At 63.5% G+C, this 22,535-nt stretch carries 21 protein-coding genes and 1 tRNA gene; 14 read left to right on the top strand and 8 right to left on the bottom strand.

Annotation, left to right across the window (positions count from 1 at the left end; genetic code table 11):
* Positions 1-52: 52 nt before the first annotated feature.
* The 6 genes from ACO054_RS19180 to ACO054_RS19155 all read left to right on the top strand — a co-directional run bounded on the left by ACO054_RS19180 (position 53) and on the right by ACO054_RS19155 (position 7,083).
* Positions 53-1,507, top strand: a complete 1,455-nt coding sequence (locus ACO054_RS19180; protein WP_421708191.1) for a tetratricopeptide repeat protein — start codon at positions 53-55, stop codon at positions 1,505-1,507.
* 170 nt (positions 1,508-1,677) lie between these two features.
* On the top strand, positions 1,678-2,247 hold the full coding sequence (locus ACO054_RS19175) for a DUF3576 domain-containing protein (protein ID WP_421708190.1): 570 nt from the start codon (positions 1,678-1,680) through the stop codon (positions 2,245-2,247).
* 98 nt (positions 2,248-2,345) lie between these two features.
* Positions 2,346-4,922: a leucine--tRNA ligase gene (leuS, locus tag ACO054_RS19170; RefSeq protein WP_421708189.1), complete on the top strand. Its 2,577-nt coding sequence runs from the start codon at positions 2,346-2,348 to the stop codon at positions 4,920-4,922.
* A gap of 3 nt (positions 4,923-4,925) precedes the next feature.
* Positions 4,926-5,495: an LPS assembly lipoprotein LptE gene (lptE, locus tag ACO054_RS19165; RefSeq protein WP_421708188.1), complete on the top strand. Its 570-nt coding sequence runs from the start codon at positions 4,926-4,928 to the stop codon at positions 5,493-5,495.
* A gap of 9 nt (positions 5,496-5,504) precedes the next feature.
* Complete coding sequence (holA, locus tag ACO054_RS19160) at positions 5,505-6,599, top strand: DNA polymerase III subunit delta (protein ID WP_421708187.1); 1,095 nt, start codon at positions 5,505-5,507, stop codon at positions 6,597-6,599.
* An 82-nt stretch (positions 6,600-6,681) separates the two neighbouring features.
* Positions 6,682-7,083, top strand: a complete 402-nt coding sequence (locus ACO054_RS19155) for an MAPEG family protein (protein ID WP_421708186.1) — start codon at positions 6,682-6,684, stop codon at positions 7,081-7,083.
* Here the strand turns inward: ACO054_RS19155 and ACO054_RS19150 are convergent.
* Entirely contained in the window at positions 7,080-7,535 is a 456-nt protein-coding gene (locus tag ACO054_RS19150; RefSeq protein WP_421708185.1) for a PAS domain-containing protein, read from the bottom strand. The two genes, ACO054_RS19155 and ACO054_RS19150, sit on opposite strands and share 4 nt — an antisense overlap.
* A gap of 514 nt (positions 7,536-8,049) precedes the next feature.
* Between ACO054_RS19150 and ACO054_RS19145 the strand changes: the two genes are divergently transcribed.
* Together ACO054_RS19145 and ACO054_RS19140 are read left to right on the top strand one after the other, a co-directional pair.
* A complete protein-coding gene (locus ACO054_RS19145) occupies positions 8,050-8,781 on the top strand; it encodes a VPLPA-CTERM sorting domain-containing protein (protein ID WP_421708184.1) in 732 nt (243 codons plus the stop codon).
* 155 nt (positions 8,782-8,936) lie between these two features.
* Positions 8,937-9,563 carry a hypothetical protein gene (locus ACO054_RS19140; protein WP_421708183.1) on the top strand — a complete coding sequence of 209 codons (627 nt, stop codon included), beginning with the start codon at positions 8,937-8,939 and terminating at the stop codon, positions 9,561-9,563.
* A gap of 175 nt (positions 9,564-9,738) precedes the next feature.
* Here ACO054_RS19140 and ACO054_RS19135 read toward each other — a convergent pair whose 3' ends face one another.
* The 5 genes from ACO054_RS19135 to pip form a co-directional block, all read right to left on the bottom strand.
* A complete protein-coding gene (locus tag ACO054_RS19135) occupies positions 9,739-10,503 on the bottom strand; it encodes a hypothetical protein (RefSeq protein WP_421708182.1) in 765 nt (254 codons plus the stop codon).
* 89 nt (positions 10,504-10,592) lie between these two features.
* A tRNA-Arg gene (locus ACO054_RS19130) sits at positions 10,593-10,669 on the bottom strand.
* Positions 10,670-10,732: 63 nt separating this feature from the next.
* Positions 10,733-11,689: a trypsin-like serine peptidase gene (locus ACO054_RS19125; RefSeq protein WP_421708181.1), complete on the bottom strand. Its 957-nt coding sequence runs from the start codon at positions 11,687-11,689 to the stop codon at positions 10,733-10,735.
* Positions 11,690-11,797: 108 nt separating this feature from the next.
* Positions 11,798-12,307 (bottom strand): acyloxyacyl hydrolase, encoded by a 510-nt coding sequence (locus ACO054_RS19120; protein ID WP_421708180.1) that lies wholly within the window; start codon positions 12,305-12,307, stop codon positions 11,798-11,800.
* A 131-nt stretch (positions 12,308-12,438) separates the two neighbouring features.
* Entirely contained in the window at positions 12,439-13,389 is a 951-nt protein-coding gene (gene pip, locus ACO054_RS19115; protein ID WP_421708179.1) for a prolyl aminopeptidase, read from the bottom strand.
* 185 nt (positions 13,390-13,574) lie between these two features.
* Here pip and ACO054_RS19110 point away from each other — a divergent pair, with 185 nt between their 5' ends.
* The 4 genes from ACO054_RS19110 to ACO054_RS19095 are packed head-to-tail and all read left to right on the top strand — an operon-like array spanning position 13,575 to position 18,254.
* A complete protein-coding gene (locus tag ACO054_RS19110) occupies positions 13,575-14,066 on the top strand; it encodes an acyl-CoA thioesterase (protein ID WP_421708178.1) in 492 nt (163 codons plus the stop codon).
* Between the two features lie 6 nt (positions 14,067-14,072).
* Positions 14,073-14,867, top strand: coding sequence for a thermonuclease family protein (locus ACO054_RS19105; RefSeq protein WP_421708177.1), 795 nt, complete (start codon positions 14,073-14,075; stop codon positions 14,865-14,867).
* Positions 14,864-16,312 (top strand): M48 family metalloprotease, encoded by a 1,449-nt coding sequence (locus ACO054_RS19100; RefSeq protein WP_421708176.1) that lies wholly within the window; start codon positions 14,864-14,866, stop codon positions 16,310-16,312. The genes ACO054_RS19105 and ACO054_RS19100 overlap by 4 nt, the downstream gene beginning before the upstream one ends.
* 52 nt (positions 16,313-16,364) lie before the next feature.
* Positions 16,365-18,254: an adenylate/guanylate cyclase domain-containing protein gene (locus tag ACO054_RS19095; RefSeq protein WP_421708175.1), complete on the top strand. Its 1,890-nt coding sequence runs from the start codon at positions 16,365-16,367 to the stop codon at positions 18,252-18,254.
* Here the strand turns inward: ACO054_RS19095 and ACO054_RS19090 are convergent.
* Positions 18,251-19,228: an NAD(P)H-dependent flavin oxidoreductase gene (locus tag ACO054_RS19090; protein ID WP_421708174.1), complete on the bottom strand. Its 978-nt coding sequence runs from the start codon at positions 19,226-19,228 to the stop codon at positions 18,251-18,253. The two genes, ACO054_RS19095 and ACO054_RS19090, sit on opposite strands and share 4 nt — an antisense overlap.
* Positions 19,229-19,303: 75 nt before the next feature.
* Between ACO054_RS19090 and ACO054_RS19085 the strand changes: the two genes are divergently transcribed.
* Positions 19,304-20,155, top strand: a complete 852-nt coding sequence (locus ACO054_RS19085) for a LysR substrate-binding domain-containing protein (RefSeq protein ID WP_421708173.1) — start codon at positions 19,304-19,306, stop codon at positions 20,153-20,155.
* 78 nt (positions 20,156-20,233) lie between these two features.
* Here the strand turns inward: ACO054_RS19085 and ACO054_RS19080 are convergent, their stop codons facing one another.
* Positions 20,234-21,118 carry an RNA polymerase factor sigma-32 gene (locus ACO054_RS19080; RefSeq protein WP_421708172.1) on the bottom strand — a complete coding sequence of 295 codons (885 nt, stop codon included), beginning with the start codon at positions 21,116-21,118 and terminating at the stop codon, positions 20,234-20,236.
* Between the two features lie 193 nt (positions 21,119-21,311).
* On the opposite strand from ACO054_RS19080, the gene ACO054_RS19075 reads away from it, so the two are divergent.
* Positions 21,312-22,517: an MFS transporter gene (locus tag ACO054_RS19075; protein ID WP_421708171.1), complete on the top strand. Its 1,206-nt coding sequence runs from the start codon at positions 21,312-21,314 to the stop codon at positions 22,515-22,517.
* Positions 22,518-22,535 lie beyond the last annotated feature (18 nt).

Below are 22,535 nucleotides of genomic sequence, written 5' to 3'. Positions count from 1 at the left end.
ATCCGCCGTTGCCCCGGCCCGTCGACCGCACTGCAACCGCCAGCCTGAGCCCATGCCCGAGTCGAACAGTTTCGATGCCAGCCTAACCACGGCGCGCCAAGCCATGGCGGCGCGACGCTGGAGAGAGGCCTGTGAACACCTGGAAGCGGCCTTGGCGCGACGGCCCGGCGATCCAGCCGTTCTGCGAAGCCTCGCACAGTCCCGTTTCGCGAGTGGACAGGCCGAGCAGGCCCTTCAGGCCTTGGAGGCGGCCTGCACAACGGCACCCGACCACAGTCCCCTGCACTACGACAGAGCGCAGCTTCTGCGCCGACTCGGCCGGGTCGAGGCCGCTTTGTCGGCTGCAGAAACAGCACAGGCGACCGCACCCGAGGCGCCAGCGCCCGCTCTGCTGCTCGCGGAACTGCTGGTCGAAGCCAAACGCTCGGCGGAGGCGGTCGATCTGCTCGCTCCTTTCTTCACGGCGAACCCGGAAGACCCGCAGATATCGCTGGCCTTCGGCGCCACGTTGCTTGCGGCCGGACTGCCGGACGAAGCCTTGGCTCCCCTCGAGGTGGCGGCGTCGCAACCCGGCCCGCCGGGTGCCTTCGCTCTGCACAACCGGGCCACCTGCCTCGCCGACCTTGGAGAGATCGACGCCTCCGTCGCGGCCGCCGAAGCCGCGCTGGCGAAGCTGCCCGGACTGCCCGGCCCGCAGTGGCACCTCGGTCTCTGCGCTCTCGACCGCGGCGACCGGCCGGATGCGACCGCACGCTTCGCGGCAGCACGCCGTGCCAATCCGCGGATGGCCCTGGCGGCGGCTTATCATGCCGCGCTGCTTCAGTTGAACGAACAGGACGACGCCACCAAGGCCTGGCGAGAGGCAGAAGGGCTGGATCCAGACCAGTCGGCGCTGCGCGAGGCAGTCACCCATCATCAGGAAACGAGCCGACGCGAAGGTGCGGCTCCAGCGATCTTCGGCTTTAAGCCAAGTCTGCTCCGCTTCGCTCTGGCCCAGGCGCCGGACCAGGGACTGCACTGCGAGTTCGGCGTCTTCACCGGGCGTTCCCTGCGTCTGTTGGCTGAAACCCGGCCGACACCCCCCGGCGGCTGGCACGGCTTCGATTCCTTCGAAGGCTTGCCGGAAGCCTGGCTGCCGGACGAAGGCGCCGGCGCCTACTCCACTCGCGGGCGGCTGCCGGAGATGCCGGAGGGGGTGCATCTGCACGGGGGCTGGTTCGCCGAGACCCTGCCCGGCTTCGTGAAGACTACCTCCGCTCCCTTGGCCTTCGCCAACATCGACTGCGACATCTATGCCTCGACAGCCGATGTGCTGCAGGCCCTGACCGGGCGGCTGACGGTTGGCACCGTGCTGGTGTTCGACGAGTACTTCGCCTATCCCGGCTGGCGGGACCACGAATACAAGGCCTTCCGGGAGCTCGTGGAACAACGGGGACTGCAGTATCGCACCCTGGCCCTCAGTCCCTTCACGCGACAGGCCGCCTTTCGGATCGAGGCTTTGACCTGAGATACCTGCGAGGGCCGGCGGGATCTGCAGTGCCGAACCGCTGGATTCGAACGCCTGCGGACGTTAGGTTGAAGCAGGTGGCTCGGTTTGCGCAACTCGAGTCGGGGAGCCGTGCGACGCCGCCACCGAGACAGGTACAATCGCACACAACAGTCGAGATCCATCGGACGATGAGTTCAGTTATGATTTCCAGGGATCGCCAGCAGCGGCGTGGTGTCACTGTTCTGGCGGTGCTGCTCGCCCTGAGTCTTGCCGCCTGCGGCGGAAACAGCGGCAACCGGACGATCTTTCCCGACGACGATCGCCGCGAAACCGGTAGAGACGCCTACGACGTAGCTTCGGAAGGCGGCGTCTTCGGACCGGGCGGCCTCGATATCTTCGGAAACAACGATACGCCGGCGGACACAGCGGGAGGGACCGGGATCGGTGTCAACGCCTTCCTCTGGCGCGCTTCGCTCGACACGGTATCTTTCATGCCTTTGTCCTCGGCGGATCCTTTCGGCGGCGTAATCATCACCGATTGGTACTCGCCGCCCGAGAGCCCCGAGGAGCGTTTCAAGGTCAACGTCTTCATCCTGGGCCGGGATCTGCGGGCCGACGGTGTCCGCGCCCGTGTCTTCCGGCAGGTCAACGGCGGCGGAACTTGGAAGGACGCGCAAGTGGGAGATACCACCGGCATCGACCTGGAGAACGCCATCCTCACCCGGGCGCGCGAACTCCGCATCGCCGCCCTGAACTGACGCGACCCTGTCGCTGCCTTCAAGTGACACCCTAAGAGGGGGCCGAAGCCGAAACCCGGCATGGCACCCGATCCCTGCCGGAGCGACTGCACGCCCAAATGAGCCGCTACAACGCGAAAGAGATCGAGGCCAGATGGCAGTCGGCCTGGTCCGATGCCGACTGTTTCCGTGCCGAGGAGACACCGGGTCGCGAAACCTACTACGTCCTCGAGATGTTCCCCTACCCCTCGGGGCGCATCCACATGGGTCACGTCCGAAATTATACGATCGGTGACGTGATCGCGCGCTATAAGCGCGCCCGGGGGTTCAACGTGCTCCATCCCATGGGGTGGGATGCCTTTGGTTTGCCGGCTGAGAATGCCGCTATGGAGCGGAAGGTCCATCCGGCCAAATGGACCTACGGCAACATCGAGGCCATGCGCGACCAGCTCAAGTCCATGGGGCTGTCGCTCGACTGGTCGCGCGAGTTCGCTACCTGCGACCCTGCCTACTACGCCCAGCAGCAGCGCCTGTTTCTGGACTTCCTGAGTCACGACTTGGTCTACCGTAAGGAGACCTGGGTGAACTGGGATCCGGTCGATCACACGGTCCTGGCCAACGAGCAGGTCATCGACGGCAAGGGCTGGCGCTCAGGTGCTCCGGTCGAACGCCGCAACCTGCCTGGCTGGTTCTTCAAAATCACCGCCTTCGCCGAGGATCTGCTGGAGGAGTTGCAGCGCATGGAGCGCTGGCCCGAGAAGGTCCGCCTGATGCAGGCCAACTGGATCGGCCGCTCGGAAGGAGCCCGGGTCTTCTTTCCGCTGGAGGGGGCCCCCGCCGCCGAAACCCACGGTCCACTGGAAGTCTTCACCACACGGCCGGACACACTTTTCGGCGCCAGCTTCTGCGCGCTCTCGCCCCATCACCCGCTGAGCGCCGCCCTGGCCGCCGAGGATCCGAAGTTGCGCGCCTTCGTCGCCGAATGCGACCGACTGGGCACCAGCGAAGAGGCCATCGAGACAGCCGAAAAACGTGGCTACAAGACCTCTTTGACCGCCCGTCATCCTCTCGACCCGAACCGGAGCCTGCCGGTCTACGTCGCCAACTTCGTGCTGATGGACTACGGCACCGGATCGATCTTCGGCTGTCCGGCGCACGATCAACGAGACCTGGATTTCGCGCGCAAGTACGGTCTGTCCGTTACACCCGTTGTTCTGCCATCCGATGCGGATCCGGCGACCTTCTCCATAGGCGATGAGGCCTATGCCGGCGACGGCAACCTCTGTAACTCTGAATTCTTGAACGGCTTGAGCGTACCGGACGCCAAGCAGCGGGTCGTGGGGCGGCTGGAAGAGCTGGACGCCGGGCATGGCACCGTGCAGTTCCGCCTGCGCGACTGGGGCGTGTCCCGACAACGCTACTGGGGCTGTCCGATCCCGGTGATCCACTGTCCGAACTGCGGCGCCGTCCCTGTGCCGGATGAGCAGCTGCCGGTCACCCTGCCCGAGGACGTCAGCTTCGACACGCCGGGCAATCCCCTGGCGCATCATCCGACCTGGAAGAAGGTCGACTGCCCGCGCTGCGGCAGCCCGGCTGAACGCGACACCGATACCATGGACACCTTCGTCGACAGCTCCTGGTACTTCGCGCGCTTCTGTTCGCCCCGCGCCGAGCGGCCGCTCGACTCGGCGGCCGCCAATTACTGGCTGCCGGTCGACCAATATATCGGTGGGGTCGAGCACGCCGTTTTGCACCTGCTCTACGCACGCTTCTTCACACGTGCGCTGCAACGCTTCGGAAGCGTCGAGGCACCGGAGCCCTTTGAAGGTCTCTTCACCCAGGGAATGATCACCCACGCCACCTACCGCGCTGAAGACGGTGCCTGGGTTGAACCTGGTGACGTGGTTCAGGCAGAGGCCGGCGACCTGAGGACCGAAGACGGCCGCGCCGTGACCCAGGGTCGCGTCGAAAAGATGTCCAAGTCCAAGCGGAACACGGTGGACCCGGCAACCATCATCGAGACCTACGGCGCCGATACCGCGCGCTGGTTCATGCTGTCCGACTCACCGCCCGAACGCGAGATGGAGTGGACAGATGCTGGCATCGAGGGCGCCTGGCGCTTCGTCAACCGGCTTTGGCGACTGGTCGAGGGCGCCCTGGACGTTCTGCCGCCGGTCGAGACGTCCCGACCCGCCTCGATCGACGGTCCTGCGCTCGACCTGCGCCGTCAGGTGCACAAGACCGTCGCAGGTGTGACGGGCGACATCGAGGCCTTTCATTTCAACAAGGCCGTGGCCCGGCTCTACGAACTGACCAACGGTCTCTCCAGCTATGAAGCACGAGATGCTGGCGGTACCTGGGTCCTGCGCGAAGCGCTGGAGATGCTGGTACGTCTGACCGGCCCGATGATGCCGCACCTGACCGAGGAACTCTGGCTGCGCCTGGGACATACCGGCTTGTTGGCGAACACCGCCTGGCCGGAAGCGGAGCGCGCTCTGCTGGTTGAGGACTCCGTGGTTCTGGCCGTGCAGGTGAACGGCAAGAAGCGTGCGACCATCGAACTGCCGCGCGACGCCGACAAGCAAGCCGCCGAGGATGCCGCGCTCGCCGATCCGGCCGTACAACGGGCCCTGCAGGGTCAAGCTCTTCGCAAGGTGATCGTCGTCCCGAACAGAATCGTCAATCTGGTGATCTGAGCCATGGCCGTCTCACGCCGTCTCTTTCTGCTGTCCGGACTTCTGGGCCTTCCCGCAGCCCTCGCCGGTTGCCGCGCGCGGCCGCTCTATGGGTCCTTCAACCCGACCGGACCTGCGGAGTCCTACCGCAGCCAGGAAGATCTTCGGGCGATCCGGATCCAGCCTTTGCCGAGCCGATTGGGACAACAGGTGCACAATGCGCTGCGCAACGAGCTTACGCCGGCCGGTCAGCCAAGCAATCCGGCCTACACACTCACGACCAGGGTCACTGAAAGCATCGGTGAGCGGCTGCTGGCAACCGATGCCACGGCAACCCGCGCGCAACTGCGGCTGACCGCCAGCTATACGCTGGCGCTTGCTGCAAACGGGACGCAGTTGTTGAGGGGCAACGCCACCTCTATTTCGGCCTACGATATCGTCGAAACGGAATACGCCACCTATCGCGCGGAGTTGGATGCCCGCACGCGGGGAGCCGAGGAGGTGGCCCGCCAGATACACGCACGTCTGGCCTCCTGGTTTATCGAGGCTCGGGCCGACGGCACACTGGCGCGCAAACTCTACATCGGCGAGTAATCGGGCGAGATGAAGGTTCAGCCTGCCCGGGCCGACGCCTTCTGCGCCAAGCCGGACCCGGCGGTGCGGCTCCTGCTGCTCTACGGACCCGATCAGGGCATGGTGCGTGAGAGAGCGCGGGCCGCGACCGGCGCGGTACTGGAGGATCCGAACGACCCCTTCCGGCTGGCGGAGATCGCGGCAAAGCAGCTTCGCAGCGACCCCGCGATCCTCAACGACGAAGCGGCGGCACTGGCGCTGACCGGCGGGCGCCGTGTGGTGCGCCTGCGCGACATCGGCAACGAAGACGCAAAGCAGATCGAAGCTTTCCTGGCCGACCCGCCGGGAGATGCTCTGGTGGTGATCGAGGCCGGAGACCTGGGGTCCGCCAAGGCCTCCCGACTGGTCCGCACGGTCGAGGCAAGCGCCTGCGGCGCCGCGGTTGCTTGTTACCGCGACGAAGGTGCAGGACTTCCGAAGCTGATCGACGAGGTTCTGAAAGCCGCGAACCTAGCAGTCACGCCGGATGCCAAGGCCTATCTCGCGGCCAATCTGGGCGGCGACCGACTGGTTTCGCGCAGCGAGCTTGAGAAGCTTGTGACCTACATGGGCACCGTTGAAACGGATGGGACGGACGGCGGCGGACAACAGCCCGGGGCGACAAAGCGCACGGTCGACTTGGCCGAAGTCGCGGCTGTCGTCAACGACACGGCGGCTCTGTCGTTGCAGGACGTCGCCTATGCCGTCGCCGGCGGCCAGCCGAGCGTTCTGGATCGAGCGCTGACGCGCAGCTTCGCCGAGGGACAGTCGCCGGTCGCTGTGCTACGCGCCGTGGCGCGACACTTCCAACAGCTCCACCTGGTCTCGGCGGCGCTTGCGGGCGGGCGCGATCCCGAAGGCGCGCTGAAACAGCTTCGCCCACCGGTCTTCTGGAAGGTCAAGGAGGCTTTCCTCGCGCAAGCACGGGGTTGGCCTCCCGCCTGGCTCGGCCGAGCCCTTGCACGCCTGCTGGAAGCGGAGGCCGCCTGCAAGCGAACAGGCCTGCCTGATCAGGCGATCTGTGCGCAAGCGCTGCTGGACCTGGCAGGGAAAGCTCCCCTTCGTCGGAAAAACATCCGGCGCTGACCCCCGGCCGCTGATCTCCCCTTTAACTGATCTTCCCGTCTCCACTTAGCGTAAACCTAGGTGAACCGAGGCGGCCTGTGCCATGTCTTTGACCATCACAGCTCTCTATGCCGGTCTCCTGAGTCTGCACTTCATAGTCCTCAGTCTCAGGGTCATCCGCACGCGCAGGGAAAGCCGTGTCCCGCTGGGCGACGGCGGCGATCAGGCCTTGCTGAGATCTCTCAGGGTACAGGCCAACTTCGCAGAGTACGTTCCCTTGTGTCTGATTTTGATCGCTCTGGCCGAAGTGCAGCAGCTTCCAGGTTGGCTGTTGCACGGGCTAGGTGTGGCGCTGCTGATCGGGCGCCTTCTCCATGCTACCGGTGTCAGCCGCGATCCCGAGCCCTATCGTCTGCGAGTCGCTGGAATGTCTCTTACCTTCACAGTCTTGGCACTGGGAGCCACGCTCAACATCGGACTTTCGATACAAGGTTTATTCGGCTAGAGAATCTCAAAACCAACGAGAATACCAGTGATCGAACGGCGATCGTCAGATAACGGCAGAGCCAGGCCTTCCCACTTCAAGACACGACGCTCCGTCATCAAGCCTTGCTCGGCAATCGCGCGCGGCTGCTCTCTCGCAACGACGCTTGCATAGAACTCGTACACCAAACGCCCATAGTCCCGATCTTCGTAGTCCGAGACCCTGCGACCCGTCATATCGCGCTTGACGTAGTTGACTCCGTTGGTCGCGTGCACGCGGAAGCGAAAATCCAGCGGGTCGCGCTCGACTTCCAGCAAATGAAGGTTTCCAAGCACGAAACCGAGGTCGAGCACGTCTATGTCTTGTCGCGACGGGAAAGCTGACGGGGAGCGCTTGCTCTTCCAATAGGCGTAGAGACGCAGCAGCCGGTCAGACCGAACGACAGCTTCAATCCGACTGCTCGTCTGCGACATCGGTAGCTTTCCGTTTCGAATAACCGGCCAACCCGCTGGGGTATGGCTTGCCTCCGACGGCCCCCCTTCTGACACCCTAGTCTGCAGGCAGACAATCCCTTCCCAAGGGCCTACTCTAGCAACCGCTAGGGCCAACCACGACTGTCTCAAACGAGAACACAAAGCGGGCGATACGACCCAGACGAGGATTTCCCATCGTCTCACCTTACCCGTGCGGCGCGGTTCGGACTGAAAGCGAGCAAGCTTTCCGATTCAGTCTGCAGATTTTTTGTGACGTAGAGAGACGCGCAACGCCACCTCAATATGCCTTCGGCGACCTTAGAGGTCGCTCCGCGCGCAGCTTAAGTTCAGAACTCACCTGCATATCGAAACAAAGTGAAAATCAACACCTCGTTAACCATTGGAACGGACAAAGCACTTACAAGTTATTTACAAAAAACCTTCCTGACTGCATTGCGCAACATCATTAATTCGGCCATTTCCGCATCACTGTCAATTTGTCAGGAAGAAGTCCGTGCAGCTCTTCAAAGCCATCGCTCTCGCCGGCGCGCTCGGCGCCGCAGCACTGACCGGCCAGACCGCCTCGGCAGCCGTCATGAACGTCACTGCTACGGCCGTCGGCGAATCTTTCACGTCTTTCAGCCAAGCCGGCAAGTCAGGCGTGCATGGATTGGAACTGCGCGGAGGACGTCAAGGGACGCGTGGCGATTGGGAACTGGGATTGGGCACCCAAACCAGTACGCGCGGGAACTTTCACCAGGCACAGTTCGGCTGGGGAAAGGGTCTCAATTTTTGGGACTTCGAGTACATCTACGGCGCTGACGGCTCGGCTCGGCTGTGGCTCTGGAATCCTGCCGCCGCCCGCGCCAGCGATCCCTTGCTCACCTTCAATGGACCGCTCCTGAACGGAAACGCAGTCAGCATCTTCGCCAAGCGGCAGGCGGAGCTGCGGATCACCGAGTTCGACGGACAAAGCGTAGATGTCCGGGTGGGCGATGCGACGGACAGAAGGCTCTCCGAAACCGCGATCTTCGCAAGTGCCGGCCTTACCGATGGCTTCAACATCCGCGGCCGTCTGGCCCTGCTCGCCGGCGGCGGGTCCAGGCATGCCCTGACCGTGCAGGCCGGCGAAGTCTCTCCGGTTGCAGCCGTTCCCCTGCCTGCCGCCGCATGGTTCCTGCTGACGGGTCTCGGTGGTCTGGCTGGCTTACGCTGGCTGAGGGTACGCAAGACGAGTCAGGTGTAAGTCGTCACGGCCGATACATCGGAAGAATAGCGGCTCGACACTAGCCGCCGTTCTTCCTTGCCGGCATTCCTCTCTTCGCCGGTCGCCATTAGGGATAATGCCACCATAAATTGCGTAAAGACTCCTGTAAGCCTATGGGCCGGTCAGGAGATAGCGTGAAGAGAGCCGTCCTTTTCCTCTGCGTTTTGATAACGGCCTGCGCTCAAGTCGGCCCGCTACGAGAGCAGGCGAAGTCCTGCAGCAAGGCAGCGGGATTTTTCGCCTACTCCTATTGCATCGACGCAGCGCTGCGGAAGTCGGTCGCCGACGATCCGAACGAACAAGCGTCGGTCATCTTCTCTCAAATCACATGGCTGCGCACGCAGGTAACGCAGAAGGTTCTGTCTCATCAGCAGGCGATCGAACAGCTGGATCGCGTCATCGCCGACCAGGCCTCCGCCGAGACGGAAAAGGTCGGGACGACGATTCTTCTCGGACTCCTTGCCGCCGGCGCTATCGTAGCTGCAGCCTATGCACTCAGCGAAAGCCGCGACGAGAACGACGATCAGGACTGGGATGGCGATCGGGACTGGGACGACGAGGGGGATTGGGACGACGAGGGGGATTGGGACGACGACCGCAGATACGCCTATCGGGAACCGCCGATGTGCGCCAAGGTCGAGTATGGCTATCCCAAGTGTCGGACGAGAAAGGCCTGCGGAGATACCTGCATCCACCCGACCCAGACCTGTAACGCGGGACGCGGAAGCGCCTGCAACCTGCGCCATCACAGCTACCCCTAGGGCACTAGTGGCCGTGTGGCGCCGCACTGCGGTTCCGCAAATCACAGAGAGAATACTCATCCCCCTATGATCTTAGACCGGACTCAATAGGTTGCGAGCCGAGCGCTAGAGTTCTCTGAAATTGATCGTCAACCTACAGAGGGAAAGAGCCGGCCGAGGAAGATATAAGTGATCGCTACTGGCGGGTGAGCTGAGCACTCAGCTCACCGCCATCGGCTTCAACACCTTGTACGACAATCCGACCCTCCTCAAGCTTGACTGTGCCCCAGAGGGAACCCCGCCCCTCGCAGTGGCCACCCCAGGTGCCGTTTTTTCGGTCTTCGGTGATAAGGTCGCCACGGCACTGGTCGTCGCCGACAGTTCCTTCGAACTCAGCGCCGTCCCGCGTCGGCGTGACCGTCAGAGAGGCCCAGACCCACTCGCGGTTGGCCCCGCCTCCAAAAATCAGCATCCCCGTGTAGGTCTCCGGGTCGGCAATGGGCGTATGGTCGGCCGACGCCTCGCTTTGCGGCCGCCGGACCAGCGGCAGGGTCGCCGCTCTTGGCGTCGCGAGTTTCGCCAGTTGCTCCGGAGTGGCCTCCAAGCGGAAGCGGTTGTTGCGCGCCACGATCACACAATCGCAATCGCGCAGGCTCTGGCGACGCTTCTCCTGGACGCAGTAGTTCAGCGCTTCCCGCACCAGCGTCGTGGTGAAGAGCGGTCCCGATTCCTTGTAGTACCAATAACCGGCGGGGACCCTGGCGCTGCTGAGTGTCGAGCGGTGGAAATCGATACAAACGGCCAGCGCCCGGATTGTCCTCAACTGATTGTACTTAGGAAAAGCCGAGCGGATACCGTCGTAGAAGGAAGCCTCAGGTTCGTCTGCTATTGCCGGCCCGCCTGCCCCAAAGACCCCCAGCATCAACACTAGGACCCAAGTCCGACCAACCCTCAATCGCATCCCATCACTTCCTATGGCTGCTTTTGAGGGCTACGATACGACTCTTGCGGGCTTTTCGAAAGCTGTAAAACAGGCAGAGATTCAGGCGCTGGCGTCCCCGGCAGGATTCGAACCTGCGACCCCAGGATTAGGAATCCTGTGCTCTATCCTGCTGAGCTACGGGGACATGCTAGCGCACTCTGTCTTCTAGCGGCGGCCTACGCAAGGATTCAGGATGGGCAGGGCCGCCCTATTGCCGGGCTTCCCGGTCCGCTCGGGCCAGACCGGCAGCGAGGTGGGGGCGCAAGGCATCGATGAAGGCATAGACCGGCAAGGCGACGTTGGCGGCCCGTTCATCCCATTGAGGAATCACCACGCCCCGCGGCTGTGGAAAGAAGTCGCCCTTGACGATAGCAATCAGACGGGGCCCCAAGGGCCCCGCCTCGCCGACAGCGGCAGGAGCACCCGAAACCGCCGCGCCAGCCGGCGCCTCTGCGGGATCGAGAAAAACCGGGCCGCCGGAGTTGCCGACCCGCACGGCACAGTCCATGCGCCAGCCTGGGACGGAGCCAAGTTCGCTGTAAAGATCGCAAGCCGGATCGAGCAGCGCCGTTTCGCGGGGACTTTCGGTCGGGTGACCGACCAGCCGAAGGGAGCCGGGGTCGAGGGCTTCGACTTCGTCGAAACGCAGCGGCGTGAGATCCCACCAGCCGAGCCGGCTTCCGAGACACTGGTCCAGCTCCAGCAAGGCCCAATCGCCATGCACATGGGCCCCCAGATCCCCCCAGACCACAGGACGGGCTGTCACGCGCCAGGTCCAAGGAAACTCGCCGTCCTGCTCCGCGACACCAGGGTTGTCGAGGAGGAGATCCGACGACAGACCCAGGACCGGCCCCTCGGCCCGTGGCGGTCCGAACCAGAGATGACTGACCTCGTCGGTTCCGGCATCGGCGATCCTGCGGAACGCCGTATGGTGCGCCGTCAGCGCATGACAGGGCCCGACCAAGGTCACCGTGCCGAAGCGAAAGTCGCGGCCCGGCGTCGTCTGCGTAATCAGACCGACAGCCGCCCAGGGCGTTCCCGGACGGCGTTCCACGGCGATGCGGTCATCGACCACGAAGATGTTCGCCGCTGCCGGCCCCAAGGCCAGACCGGCAATGAGGGAAACCAGCGCCGTCAGCAATGAAAGAAAACCGGGGATGCGCATGGACGAGATGACAGCCTCTTTCGGCCCGACAGGTCCAATCACCCCTCGGTGAGCGGGGCCGCCAAAAAAAGAAGGAGCTTTGTCTCGGCCCTATGGGTCGTTGCGCATCTACTCGAAAAGCCTGTTGATAGGCAGATGGTAGTAAAGCGTCAGGACTTCGGTCCCCGGATTGCTATCACCAATACCGGCGTTCGAGAGGTGACCGAATGCGAGCGAAAGACGGGATCGGTCGTTGAAGCGATAGCCCAGTTCGATCGTCGAGCGGAACTCGACGGGACTGCCCAGATCCTTGCCGTCACCCTCGTAGAAACCGCCGACACCCGTGCTGCCGGTCAGCACGATCCGCCGCCCGAGGTAGATATCGACCAACAGCCCGGCGCCGCCCCAGAAGCCGCCGGCCGTCGTGACCTCCAGGCCGGCCCAGGGCTTGACGACATGAAGAAAGCGCTGGCCGTGTCGATACTCCAGACGGAAATCAGCCTGATCGTCGTCTCCGGCAACAAGATCCCACCAGCCGGCACCGAAGGAGATGAGGCTTGGATCGTCCTGCGCAGAAACCTCAGCCGCAGACAACAGCAACGGCAGCGCCATGACGGCGGCCAGAACACTCCGAAACATAGACTTTTGCCCCCAACACCGACCCGACCTCGGATCCAAAGTTTACTTTGCGTCCGAAGGAGAGCAAGTCCGAATGCGCGGCGGCTGTTCAGGGCAATTTAGATAGCAATCTAAAGTTGATACACTCTATCCTAAGCGTAAGTCTTGAAACGCTCCGTTGCTTCCACCAGAGCCCGTCGGATGCCGGGCTCCATGGCCGAATGACCGGCATCCGACACGATCCGGAAACTGGCGGCCGGCCAAGCCCGGTGCAGTGCGTAGGCCGTGGTGGGCGGGCAGACCGTGTCATAACGCCCCTGGACGATGGCGCCGGGCATATCCTTCAGAAGACCGGCCCGCTCCAGCAAAGCGCCCTCCGGCAGAAAGATCTTGTTGATGAAGTAATGCGCCTCAATACGGGCCAAGCCGAGCGCCATGCCGTCCTCACCGAAGGCCGCAACGGTTTCCGGGCTTGGCATCAAGGTCGAGCAGGCGCCCTCGTAGGTACTCCAGGATCGCGCGGCCGGCATATGGACGCTTGGGTCCGGGTCCATCAGGCGCCTGTAGTAGGCATCCAGAAGATCGTTGCGCTCGGCCTTAGGAACGAAGCCCGAAAAGCGGTCCCAAACTTCGGGGAAGAAAGTGCGCATGCCGTAAAGAAACCAATCCACCTCGCCCTTCTGGCAGAGGAAGATGCCGCGCAGGAGCAGTGCCGAAACCCGCTCAGGATGAGCCTGCGCGTAGGCCAGAGCCAGGGTCGACCCCCAGGAACCGCCGAAGAGATGCCAGCGATCGATTCCCAAACGCTCGCGCAGCAGCTCCATATCGGCGATCAGATGCTGCGTTGTGTTGGCGCGCGTCTCTCCCAAAGGAGTCGAGCGACCGGCACCACGCTGATCGAAGATGACGATCCGGTAGGTCGCGGGGTCGAAGAAACGACGATGATCGGGTGAAGCCCCCGCGCCCGGTCCACCGTGCACGAACAGTACGGGGCGCCCCTTTGGATTGCCCGACTGTTCCCAATAGATCGTGTGCAGGTTGTCTACTGCCAACAAGCCCGTTTCGTAAGCTTGGATGGGCGGGAAAAGATCGTGAGCCGCCATCGGTTCTCCAGAAAAGGGGCGGGCGGACCGCGACCGTCGGTCAACCGCAAGGGTCCGCCGCCAGGATTTGCCACCAGGATTTACCCAAGACGCGAGCACAGAGCGCTGTGCCTGCCCTTATATCGCGCCAACCGGTGAGACCAACACCCCTGCAACCGCTGGGCTTTGCTGAAAGCCCACCTGGCATGCTAGTTACTGACGCCATGACCGGTTCGACCACAAGCGATCAGGCGGAGAGATCCACCGATCCGACAAACCGCGAGCTCTATGCCTGCTGGACCAAGGACGTGTTGCGCTATCGCGATACAGACCGTCAGGGCCACGTCAACAATGCTGTCTTCGCGACCTTCCTGGAGTCTGGACGTGTGGCGATCTTCTACGATCCCGCGCACCCTCTTGCCCCAACCGGCGCCTCCTTCGTCATAGCCCGGCTGGTCCTCGACTTTCGGGCCGAGCTGCTCTGGCCGGGGCATGTCGAGATCGGCACCAGCGTTACCCGTGTCGGAACGAGTTCGATGACCCTCGCGCAAGGCTTGTTCACGGAGGACAGCTGCGTCGCGACGGCGGAGACTGTTCTGGTGCTGATGGACGAGGCAACACGCAAGTCCCGACCCTTGACGGACGGCATGCGAGAACGGCTTCAGCAACTGGGCCAGCGGCAGATCGCGGCGACGTAATACAGGATGCGTTGGTTCGTCTGGTTTGTCCTGCTCGCCGGCATTTTCACGTCCGACAGCACCAAGCCTTTGGCGTCCGACTCCAACCCCAACAGCCTGACGACGACCGGCACCGTCACGGCAGTGGACGACGGTACGACACTGCGCCTTGAAGACGGCACCGTATTGCGGCTCGCCGGACTGCTACCGCCTCAACCGCCGCTTGGGTACACCGGTCTCTGGCGCACGGCGGAGCAAGCGCGGCAGGTTCTAACGCAGCTGAGCCTTGGGCAGCCAATTGTTTTCACGGTGACCGGAACGGATCGCTGGGGACGGCGTTTGGGCACTGCAGCTCTCTCCGACGGACGGCAAATCGGCCGAAGTCTGGTCGTGGCGGGCTGGGCACAGGTGTCTGGGTTGGAGGCGATTTCGAACCGTGACGACTACCTGCGCCTGGAAGCGGAAGCCCGTCGCGAGGGACGCGGCCTCTGGTCGGATGCGTACTACACCATACGAAATGCGGAGACGCTGCCGGAGGAGATGGAGGAGATGTCTCTCGGCCGTTTCTTGATTGTCGAAGGACGCGTGGCGGATGCCACCGTGGTTCGGGGCCGAGCCTACCTCAACTTCGGGGTCGACTGGCGCCAGGACTTCACCGCCACGCTATCGCCAGACGCACGGCGCAGATTCCGCGCAGCCGGTCTCGACCCGCGCGACTATACCGACCGGCGGCTGCGCGTGCGCGGCTGGTTGGAATCGTTCAACGGTCCGATGATAGAGGTTCTTTCGCCGGATCAGATCGAGGTGCTGGAGGATCCGTGACGCACAAGTCCGTTTCCAAACTGATGATCGCTGTTTCAGCGGCTCTGTTGGTCGCCGTCGGCGCATTGACGCCTCGCCCAGCGTCGGCGGACTGGCTATCCGGCATCGAACGGAGTCTGGGGGCCCAGCAGCACGAGCAGCTGGTCAGGGCCTTCGGCGGCGCCTACGAGAATCCGGAGGTTCAGGACTACGTCGACTCTCTCGGACAGTTCCTGGCCCGCACCTCTGAACAACCGGATCTCGACTACACCTTCACCGTGCTGGATTCGCCAGTGATCAACGCCTTCGCTTTGCCCGGCGGCTACGTCTATGTCACCCGAGGCCTGATGGCTCTGGCCGCGAACGAGGCGGAGCTGGCCGGCGTTCTGGCTCACGAGATCGGACATGTGAACGCACACCACGGTCTGAATCGGGTCGGCGCCGGGATCTTCGGCGAACTGGCGGCGCTCGGCCTCGGCGTTCTTCTCGGCGAGGAGGCCGCCCAGTTCGGCAGCAGCGTCGCCCTGCTGGGCTTGCGCGCCTATTCCCGCGACCAGGAGTACGAGGCGGATCTCCTGGGCGTTCAGTACCTGGCCCGGGCCGGCTACGACCCTCGGGCTATGGCCGATTTCCTGGACAACCTCTTGCGCCAAAGCCGGTTGGAAGCGGAGATCGCGGGCCAACCCGGAGCGCCGGACGCCTTCAACATCCTGGCAACTCACCCCCGCACGGTCGACCGCATCGAGCAGGCGATTCGCCAGGCCGGCTTGACCGACGTTCAGGATCCGATGACCGCGCGGGATCTCTATCTCCGTAAGATCGACGGCCTGCTCTACGGCGATAGCCCCGAGGATGGTTTCGTACGCGGACGCTCCTTTGCACATCCGCAGCTGCGCTTCGCCTTTGAGGTTCCCGAGGGTTTTCGCCTGCTCAACGGCCAGACCCAGGTGATCGCCGTGAACGGCGAGGGCGTTCGCGTCGTTTTCGACAGGGCAAAGCCGGAAAGCGACAGTCTTTTTACATACCTGCAGCGGGAATGGGCTGGCGAGGAGGTGCCGCTCGAACAGCTCTCCGACTTCGTTGTGGATGGCCTGCCGGCGGCGGTCGCCTTGGCCAGGATCGAGACCCGCCAGGGTCCCCGCCACCTGCGTTTGGCGGCGATCCGGATGCCCGACGACACAGTCTACCGCTTTCTGTTCGCGACCACGCCCGAGCAAAGCCGCAGGTACGCGGACGCCTTCGTGGATACGCTCTACAGCTTCCGGCGGCTGAGCGCAGACGAGGCGGAAACCCTTAAGCCGAGACGACTGGTGCTGCATACGGTCGAACCGGGGGAGAGCGTTGCAAGCCTTGCCCGCCGCCTGCCCTTCGCCGACTATCGGGAGGCTCGCCTACGGGCCCTCAACGGCCTGGAAAGCGACCAGGACGTCCAAACCGGCCAAACGGTCAAACTGATCGTGCAGTAGCGGCCTGACAGACGAGAGGCACAAGGGTCAAGGAGCGCGAGAGCGGGTCTACATGCAACAGGACGACAACCTCGACCTGAAGCCTCGCCGTTTCTGGCGGCTACCGATCGCCAGTGCGATCACCTTAATCTTCGGCGGCTTGCTGTCCGTCGCCGTCCTGACCGTGGGGTTCGTGACCTGGCGGGCCAATCAGCAGAACACCCTGGAGCTGATGGGCGAAACGGCTGAACTCTATCTCGATTCCCTGGCCGGGCTGGTCGAGGAACACCGCGAGGACGGCCGCTTTCAGGTCGAACATCTGGCCCGCCTGGTCCGCAGCGGCGCCTTGGATCTGAATGACGAAAGAGACCTGAGGGCCGTCCTGGCAGGGAGCCTGGCGGCCGGCCCTCAGGTTCATGGAATCGCCGTCGTACAAGAGAACGGAACGGCAACAAGAGTTGGTTTCGTCGAGGATGAACTGGTCTACCTGCGCGGCGACTGGGTGGGACGCCCGGAAATCATGGATCTGCTCGAGGCAGCGCGGAGCGGCAATTTGGCCGACAGCCAGTTCCTCGTCTGGGCCACCGATCTGGGTGCACCTCATGTGAGCACGTCGGTGGCGCTGTTCGGCCCCGACGGGCAGTTTGTAGGCGCGGCAAGCGCCGTCGTCGCGATCACGGCGATCAGCGAGTTCGTCGACTCTCTCGCGTCCGAGGATGCCCATACCTTCGTTCTGTTGGGACGAGACCGCGTCCTGGCCCACGCCGACATGGCAAGCATCGCGGCGGAACTTTCACCGGAAAACCCTCTGCCGACTGCCAGCGACCTCGGCGACGAAGTCCTGGCTGCCATTTGGGAAGCGCCCGTCATGGACGCCCCGCTGCAGCAGATCGTCTTTACGCGCAACGCCAAGGTCCATGCCGTGGAGGTCGCAGGCGAACGTCATCTCTTCGTCTATCGGGAGGCCGGCACGGTGGGTGGCGAGCCGACCACGGTGGGGGTTCATCTTCCGCTGGACGGAGTCATCCTGCCTTTGAAACGGCTGGTTGGTTCCGCCGCTGTCGCCGTTGCAATCCTCTTGGTTTCGGTCGGTCTGTCGATCTTGCTGGGTCGGGCGCTGGCACGCCCGTTGCGCCGGCTGGAAACCGCGGCCGAAGCGGTGGCCCGACTTCGCCTTGACGAAATGCCGCCGCTTCAGAGTTCTCGCTTGCGAGAGTTGGATGCCGCCCAGCACGCCTTTGCCGCCATGCGCACGGCCTTGGGCTGGTTCGAAATCTATGTTCCCCGTGCACTCGTTGCCCGGCTGATGCGACTCGGCCCCAGTGCGACTCAGTCGGAGGAACGGCAGATCACGGTACTCTTCACCGATATCTCAGGTTTCACGAAGCTGGCCGAGCGAAGCTCGCCGGAAGAGCTTGCAAGGTTGCTGAACGAGCATTTCGCGCTGCTCGGCAACTGTGTCGAGGCGGAGAACGGCACCGTCGACAAATACATCGGCGACTCGCTGATGGCTTTCTGGGGGGCACCGGAAGCGCAACCCGACCACGCCGCCCGTGCCTTGCGTGCCGCCCGTGCCATGGCCCAAGCCGTCGCGGAAGATAACCTTCGACGCCAGGCCGCCGGAGAGCCCCCCATCCGCTTGAGGATCGGTCTACACAGCGGTCCGGCAATCGTCGGCAACATCGGGGCCCCCAGCCGCATGAACTACACGCTGATCGGGGATACCGTGAACGTCGCCCAGCGCCTGGAGGCTCTCGGCAAGGAGCGCGAAAACCGCGGCGAGGGCACCGCGGTCGTGCTGCTGTCCAGTGCCGACACCTTGGCGGCGGCGGCGGCTATGGACGCGGGCGAGAGCCTCGGCGAACTCGATCTGCGCGGCCGCGAGACCCCGGTGGAGGTCTATCTCGTTCCGGTCACTTGCGAGACGCGACCCTTCACGGAAACTCAAAGCGAAACCGTCTAACTCCCCAGCAAAAAACGAGTGCTTCCGTCTCGTAACAATCCGGCGGCTTGGCGAACGACATCCTCCACGATGGTCTCGGCAGGTGCGATGCTACCAATCAAATCGAGCGCCTCGCCGGCAATCAAAACGCGAATCTCATAGTCGTCAGAATCGGCGGCGTCGTAGCGCGCCCGCTCCCGGTCGGCGTTCCGTCGCAGGCCATCGAGATCGTCGTGCCATTGACGCGCGAAGGCATTGGCAACGGTGCGACCCGTGAACTGCCAAGGCCACTGAGCGTTCCGCGCCACATCGAAGACCTTGGAACGAAGGGTCTGGTCGCCGGTCGCGCGCACCAGCGCCGCCTTCGCGGCATCGGACCCCTCGGCCTCCTCGCTCGCCCAGAAGCGCGTACCCAGCATGACGCCGTCGGCCCCGAGCATCAGGGCAGCAGCCAGCCCGCGACCGTCGGCCAGACCGCCGGCAGCAAGCAGGATCTGCTCAGGTCCGGAAAGATCGCGAACCGCCGGTAACAACGCGGTCAGGCCCCGATCCATGCCATGGCCACCGGCTTCCTGTCCCTGTACAACCACCACGTCGACGGCGGCGGCCAGAGCCTGCTCGGCCTGCGCGAGGGTCTGAACCTGCCAGATGGTCGGCACCCCCGCTGTCCGCGCGGCGGCCACGATCTCCGAAGCATCTCCAAACGACACCATGAAAGCAGCCGGCCGACGGGCGAGCGTCTGCGCGATCATCTCAGGGCGACTGAGCAAGCTCCAGGTGATGAACCCGACGCCCACAGACGTGTTCCCGGCCGCCAGGAAAGCCTGCTCCACCCACTGCGGGTCGCCATAGCCGCCTCCGATCAACCCGAGCCCGCCGGCCCGAGAGACTGCGGCAGCCAATCTGCCGCCAGCGACCTTGTCCATGGGCGCCAACATGACGGGATGGGCGATGCCGAAGCGCTCGGTGAAGCGGGTTTTGATGATCTGTTCCATGGTTATCAGCTTGTCGCATCGCACCTAGCTCGTAAATTGATTGATGCATAATTTTTATATCTGTATTTTTGATGGATGGACCGGCAGCTACTGCAAACCTTCATGGCGGTCACAGAGTCCCGGAGCTTCTCCGCGGCAGCGCCGCTGTTGCACTGCGTTCAATCTAACGTGACCGCAAGGATCCGGCGCCTCGAGGCGCAGTTGGGCGGAACTCTGTTCGAGCGCGGAAAAAACGGTGCGCGCCTGACGCAGCTCGGCGAACGCCTACGGCCTCATGCAGTGGAGCTGCTGCTGCGTTTCGAAGAAGCCGAACGCGACTTGAGAGATGCGGCCGGCAACTCAGCTCCCCTGCGCCTGGGGGCGATGGAGACGACCGCGGCAGTCCGGCTACCACCGCTTCTAAAGGCAGTAATGCATCTTTGCCCGGCGGCTCCCGTTTCGCTTCATACGGGCCCGACGGCGGAACTGCTCGAGTTGGTTTGGGATCGCAAACTGGATGCCGCTTTCGTCGCCGGGCCGGTCGACCGCAACCGCTTTTGCAGTTCTCTCGCTTTCCAAGAGACGCTCGTCGCAGTGCACGCTCAAAACTCAGTCGGAGCCATGCCCCTTCTGGCCTTCAGACAGGGGTGCAGCTACCGGGCCGTCGCGGAAGCTTGGCTGCGCGACCTCGGCAGGAGCGATACGACTATCGTCGAGATGGGAACGCTCGATGGTATTCTAGGGTGCGTCGAAGCCGGTATCGGCTTCGCCGTTGTTCCCGAGGCGTCGGTCTCCGCCTACCGAAATGCCCAAGAACTCAGGGCGACGCCGCTGCCGACACCTTTAGCGATCAGTCAAACTCACCTTGTATGGCGCAGGGATGGCGTGATGCCGAAGGCACAGGCCGCACTGCAGACCTTGCTCACCGAGAAGCGATGCGCCGAATAGCCTCAAACCCGGCGACATCGTGGTTAAATAGAGACACGTAATGCGACAGACTTCAGAGGAAGCCGGGACGCCGAGCCCCTAACCTTCGATCAGAAGATCGTTCGGAGCGTCCGTACGCGACATGATGGCTGTCTTTAGCTTGCCAAGCGCACGATGCTCCAGCTGGCGCACACGCTCCTTGCTCACACCGAGTTGCGTGCCCAGCTGTTCCAAGGTCGCCCCCTCGTCGGTCAGACGCCGCGCCTCGATGATCATGCGTTCCCGTCGGTCGAGCGTTCCGAGCGCCTCAGTGAGCCAAAGGCTTCGCAGCTCGCGATCGTGCACGGTCTGCACGTTCACGTCGGGTGTTGCGCGTTCGTCGGCCAGGAAAGACTGCCATTCGTCCTCGCCGTCCTCGCCGACCGTCATGTTCAGGGACTGATCGGAAGCGGACATGCGACTCTCCATCGCCTCCACTTCCGTCAAAGGAACGCCAAGCTCAGTAGCGATCTTCCGACGACCCTCGTCGTCGAGTTGGCGACCGCTGCTCTCCTCGATCCGGGCGCGAAGCCGACGGAGGTTGAAGAAAAGAGACTTCTGAGCGGCGGTCGTCCCCGTTCTCACAATCGACCAATTCCGCAGAATAAAGTCCTGGATCGCAGAGCGAATCCACCAGGCCGCATAGGTCGAGAAACGCACGTCCCGTTCTGGCTCGAAACGAGCCGCGGCCTGCATCAGACCGACAGAGCCCTCTTGGACGAGATCGCTCATCGGCAGGCCGTAGTTCCGAAACTTCGCCGCAATGGACACGACCAAGCGTGTGTAGCTTCGGACCAGTTCATGAAGTGCCGTCTGATCGCCCTTTTCCCGCCAGGCTCGCGCCAACTCAAACTCTCGATCTCGGGTCAGAAGAGGTTCCGACATCGAGCGGCGGATAAAGGCCGATCCGGCCCGCTGCGCTTCAGGGTTTTCGTAGTGAGCCATCACGAGCTGCTCCCGGGACTGATTATCCTATTTTCGTCAAGCAATACGAAGATCTGGAGGAATCGGATCACCCAAAAAAATTGTGGGATCAGCACAAAAGTGCGACCTTTCAAGAAGATATGAGTACTTACAAGTTGATCACCCACCGAGTTTCACCGCACTAGCAACACTTAAACGCGGCCTCACCCCCGTCATGCTTGCCCAGACCCCGCTCCGGCTGACCGCCATCACTTGTGCCGCACTGGTTCTGGCCATGCTGGGGAATGCAACCTTCCCTGCCTTGATCCCGCTTTTCCAGGACAGCTGGAGCCTCTCGGGAAGCCAGGCTGGCTGGATTAGCGGTCTCTACTATGCTGGCTACGCGGCAGCGGTTCCGATCCTGGTCGGTCGCACCGACCGAACTGATGCGCGCAGCATCTTCATTGCTGCGACTCTGCTGGGTGCGCTGGCAGCAGTAGGCTTCGCGCTTTTCGCGCACGATTTCTGGAGCGCTCTTCCGTGGCGCCTTCTGGCAGGTGCCGCCTTGGCCGGCAGCTACATGGTCGGTGCCCGCATCCTGGCGGATCGCATCGAGGGGCCGGCTCAGTCGCGTGCAATCGCCTGGTACACGGCGCACTTCGCGGTCGGCATCGGTGTCTCCGTCTTCGTTGCCGGCGAGCTCGCCGGCCGCTTCGGCTGGCAGACCGCGTTCCTCTTTGCTGCGGCCGGCAACGTGGCGGCCGCATTGTTGATCCGACTTGGCACCGAGCCGAGACCGCCGGAGGGACGCCTGGGACCGGGCACCGCGCTGCGCTGGAGCGCGGCCCTCAAAAGCCGCAGCGCCATGGGATACACCCTTGCCTATAGCTGTCACATCTGGGAGCTGTTCGGCTGGCGAGCCTGGTTGGTTGCGTTCCTCGTCGCAGCGCCGGCGTTGGGCGGCCTAACCCAGACCGAGGCCACACGGCTTGCGACTCTTGCCCTTATCGTCGGACTGCCCGCTTCGGTGCTGGGTAACGAACTCTCGCTCCGCTTCGGCCGCCATCGGGTGCTGACGTTCGTGATGATCGGCTCCGCCGTCTGCACGCTATCGTTTGGCTTGGCAGCCGAGGGCGCCGGCTGGTTGCTGCTGGCATTGCTGTTTGTTGTCGGTGTCCTTGTGATGGGCGACTCAGGCTCTCTGACGGCCGGTGCGGTCGGCGCCGCCGATCCGGACCATCGCGGCGCGCTTATGGCGATCCACACACTTCTCGGTTTTGGCGCCGGGTTCGTCTCGCCGCTGGCCTTCGGCATCGTCCTGGACGCAGCCGGAGGTATGGAACAACCGCGCGCCTGGGGCTGGGCTTTCGCGCTGCTTGCCCTCGGCGCGGCACTCGGGCCCCTGGCCCTTCGCCTCGGGCGGGACGCGCGTCGGTCCTAGAACAGGATCGCCAGTCGA

Origin of the sequence: Algihabitans sp. (genome assembly GCF_965226985.1) — a bacterium.
Classification (GTDB): domain Bacteria; phylum Pseudomonadota; class Alphaproteobacteria; order Kiloniellales; family DSM-21159; genus Algihabitans.
The sequence above is the reverse complement of the archived record's forward strand: the minus strand, read 5'-3'. Positions and strand labels throughout refer to the sequence as shown.

Bases quoted from the DNA above. Each gene is read 5' to 3' on its own strand.
- ACO054_RS19150 (WP_421708185.1), bottom strand. From the start codon at position 7,535: ATGTCGCAGACGAGCAGTCGGATTGAAGCTGTCGTTCGGTCTGACCGG.
- ACO054_RS19080 (WP_421708172.1), bottom strand. From the start codon at position 21,118: ATGGCTCACTACGAAAACCCTGAAGCGCAGCGGGCCGGATCGGCCTTT.
- ACO054_RS19095 (WP_421708175.1), top strand. From the start codon at position 16,365: ATGCAACAGGACGACAACCTCGACCTGAAGCCTCGCCGTTTCTGGCGG.
- ACO054_RS19085 (WP_421708173.1), top strand. From the start codon at position 19,304: ATGGACCGGCAGCTACTGCAAACCTTCATGGCGGTCACAGAGTCCCGG.
- ACO054_RS19105 (WP_421708177.1), top strand. From the start codon at position 14,073: ATGCGTTGGTTCGTCTGGTTTGTCCTGCTCGCCGGCATTTTCACGTCC.
- ACO054_RS19075 (WP_421708171.1), top strand. From the start codon at position 21,312: ATGCTTGCCCAGACCCCGCTCCGGCTGACCGCCATCACTTGTGCCGCA.
- lptE (WP_421708188.1), top strand. From the start codon at position 4,926: ATGGCCGTCTCACGCCGTCTCTTTCTGCTGTCCGGACTTCTGGGCCTT.
- ACO054_RS19175 (WP_421708190.1), top strand. From the start codon at position 1,678: ATGAGTTCAGTTATGATTTCCAGGGATCGCCAGCAGCGGCGTGGTGTC.
- holA (WP_421708187.1), top strand. From the start codon at position 5,505: ATGAAGGTTCAGCCTGCCCGGGCCGACGCCTTCTGCGCCAAGCCGGAC.
- ACO054_RS19135 (WP_421708182.1), bottom strand. From the start codon at position 10,503: ATGCGATTGAGGGTTGGTCGGACTTGGGTCCTAGTGTTGATGCTGGGG.
- ACO054_RS19110 (WP_421708178.1), top strand. From the start codon at position 13,575: ATGCTAGTTACTGACGCCATGACCGGTTCGACCACAAGCGATCAGGCG.
- leuS (WP_421708189.1), top strand. From the start codon at position 2,346: ATGAGCCGCTACAACGCGAAAGAGATCGAGGCCAGATGGCAGTCGGCC.
- ACO054_RS19125 (WP_421708181.1), bottom strand. From the start codon at position 11,689: ATGCGCATCCCCGGTTTTCTTTCATTGCTGACGGCGCTGGTTTCCCTC.
- ACO054_RS19180 (WP_421708191.1), top strand. From the start codon at position 53: ATGCCCGAGTCGAACAGTTTCGATGCCAGCCTAACCACGGCGCGCCAA.
- pip (WP_421708179.1), bottom strand. From the start codon at position 13,389: ATGGCGGCTCACGATCTTTTCCCGCCCATCCAAGCTTACGAAACGGGC.
- ACO054_RS19120 (WP_421708180.1), bottom strand. From the start codon at position 12,307: ATGTTTCGGAGTGTTCTGGCCGCCGTCATGGCGCTGCCGTTGCTGTTG.
- ACO054_RS19090 (WP_421708174.1), bottom strand. From the start codon at position 19,228: ATGGAACAGATCATCAAAACCCGCTTCACCGAGCGCTTCGGCATCGCC.
- ACO054_RS19155 (WP_421708186.1), top strand. From the start codon at position 6,682: ATGTCTTTGACCATCACAGCTCTCTATGCCGGTCTCCTGAGTCTGCAC.